The sequence below is a fragment of the bacterium genome (assembly GCA_009926305.1).
Taxonomy (GTDB): domain Bacteria; phylum Bdellovibrionota_C; class UBA2361; order UBA2361; family RFPC01; genus RFPC01.
The window spans coordinates 1-2,101 of the sequence record RFPC01000173.1 but is presented as its reverse complement, the minus strand read 5'-3'; the positions used below and the strand labels follow the sequence as shown (position 1 = coordinate 2,101).

Here is a 2,101-nt window from a genome sequence, read left to right as displayed (position 1 = left end):
TAATCTCCTCGTATCTCATCTCTCTCTCCTCTCAAGGACCTAAAAAAGTAGAGGGGGCCTAAACCCCCAATGAGCGCGGTCCCAGTCACGCTCATCTTATATATAACACAACCTCTCCGCTTTGTCAAGAGATTTTTTTACACCGCATAAAAAAAAATCGGAGCAGCTTCATACCGCTCCAACTACTTATTATCTAACCTCTTTTCTTATCCTCTCCGAACTTTGGGCAAGTCTCCCCCTACCCCTAGCGACCAAAAAAAAATCGCTAGTTTATCACACGAGGTTGCCCCTCGCCGCTGTGTCCCTGTCAACCTCTACCCTGGGTACTTGCCACGCCTCATCAGCGCATCCGGTGTTGGTCCTGAAGCTAGTCTTACTTCTTCTCGGATTCATCATCCGTGTAATCTAGCGCGGGAGTGAAAGGAATTTGCATCCCGGAGTTTATTGTCCATCCATAGACGCTCTTCACGGAGCAATTGCAGTATAACACAATCGGAATAAAAAGTCAAGAACTATTTATAAAAATATTTCTCCGCTTATTGTTGACAGCGAGCGCGTTGTGTTTTATACTGACTGTGAAAGGAGATAGTATGACTGAGCGAATCTATGACTTCACCTGTACTGAATGTCAGATAACAGTCGAGAAATGGCAGAAAGCGGATGATAACAGCCCACTTACTTGCGATAACTGTCAGAAACCTACACTTAAGCGTAACTTTCCAGCACCATCTTTCAAGATGCCGAGAGAGAGCCAGCATGGTTTCGATGGGAACGGCGCGAGAGTTAGGTTTGGTGAGGCCGGAAGATACAATCCAAAGACAGGAAAAATCGACACATGACTATTTTATTTTTATTCTTACTTACCTTTGGTATTAGCTTACTTCTCATACTAATATATCAGCAACAGCAGCTGGAAAAGGAGCGTAAACGAAAAGAGCTAGCAGAAGCGGAACAAATGTTTGCTCAACGTATCGCTCTTAAGCCTAAACACATGGGCGATAGACATGCATCTGGGGCCTCTCCTGTAGTCTTTGGAGATGTAGATGAAGATAAGTAAGGAAAAGGTTAAAGAGCTCGCTAAGAAACATCTCAAGGTAGAGAAAAACCAGCTACTACCCTACGTGATTGCGATTGGAGCATCTGCAACAGTCGTATATATGGCTCTGAACCCACGAGTAGAGGTTGTAGAGAAGCGAGTTGAGGTAGAGAAAGTAGTAGACCGCAATAAGACAACTAAGCGCAAGGAAACTCGTCCAGACGGTACTGTAATTGAGACTGTAATAAATGATGAGAGCACTACAAAGACGGATACAAACTCTAGTATTGTTTCTTCACCTCTACCGAAGTACTCATTAGCTATTGACTATACGCTCCCACGACCTTATACAGACCCAACAGCGTACATTATTCGTGGCGGAATGAGACTAGGCGATACTCCGTTTCACCTGGATATGAGCGCAGGTCTTAACAGATTCACTATAGGTGTTAGGTTTGAGTTTTAGGAGGAGAAAGCATGAGAAAGAACATTAAGACGGACAAACCTATTACTATCACAATCCCTGTATGGCACTCTATGCGGGATATGAAGCTCTCAAGGTTAGATTACGACCGTCAAATGGTGCGGATTGAGCTAAAGCCAGGTACATACTCAACAGAAACTCTCGAGAAGCTGATTATCAAAGGCGCTGATATTGACCGAGACACCGTTAAGTACTTGAAAAAGCTTGGATATTGTCCTGGCGCTCTACCAGAAGACGAATTTGACGGAATATCGACCTACCTTGACCCGGAAGAGGAGCTTAATTAATGGGCGGGTGGCTAGAAACACAGAAGAAACTTGACAAAGCTCGGGCCGAAATGGTAAAGCTCACCGGTAATAGCATGGCCGCAGCTGATAAAACAGTGCGCCTAGCTGTTTACGGGGTTACCGGTAGCCATAAAGGCGTGGATGAGCTAGATAACAGCCAAGTAGCGGCGTTAGTTCTGCGAATGTTTACAGAAGGGGGTCAGTAATATGGATTGTCCAGCTTGCGGTCACAGTCTGGAATGTTATATAGGCTATCTTGGCGGTCTGAAAATCTTCTTCACGACCTGTGACGAG

General features: G+C 44.9%; 5 protein-coding genes. All 5 read left to right on the top strand.

All coding sequences use genetic code 11. The features are described from left to right. The first annotated feature begins 590 nt into the window (after window positions 1–590). From EBR25_13380 to EBR25_13360, 5 genes are read left to right on the top strand one after another with little or no spacing between them, the layout of a single operon-like run. Entirely contained in the window at window positions 591–839 is a 249-nt protein-coding gene (locus tag EBR25_13380; protein NBW41973.1) for a hypothetical protein, read from the top strand. After that, entirely contained in the window at window positions 836–1,057 is a 222-nt protein-coding gene (locus tag EBR25_13375) for a hypothetical protein (GenBank protein NBW41972.1), read from the top strand. Before EBR25_13380 ends, EBR25_13375 begins: the two co-directional genes overlap by 4 nt. Then, window positions 1,044–1,502, top strand: coding sequence for a hypothetical protein (locus tag EBR25_13370; protein ID NBW41971.1), 459 nt, complete (start codon window positions 1,044–1,046; stop codon window positions 1,500–1,502). Before EBR25_13375 ends, EBR25_13370 begins: the two co-directional genes overlap by 14 nt. A gap of 11 nt (window positions 1,503–1,513) precedes the next feature. After that, window positions 1,514–1,807 (top strand): hypothetical protein, encoded by a 294-nt coding sequence (locus EBR25_13365; protein ID NBW41970.1) that lies wholly within the window; start codon window positions 1,514–1,516, stop codon window positions 1,805–1,807. Continuing rightward, the gene (locus EBR25_13360) at window positions 1,807–2,013 is read left to right on the top strand and encodes a hypothetical protein (protein NBW41969.1); all 207 of its coding nucleotides are present in this window, start codon (window positions 1,807–1,809) and stop codon (window positions 2,011–2,013) included. The genes EBR25_13365 and EBR25_13360 overlap by 1 nt, the downstream gene beginning before the upstream one ends. Window positions 2,014–2,101 lie beyond the last annotated feature (88 nt).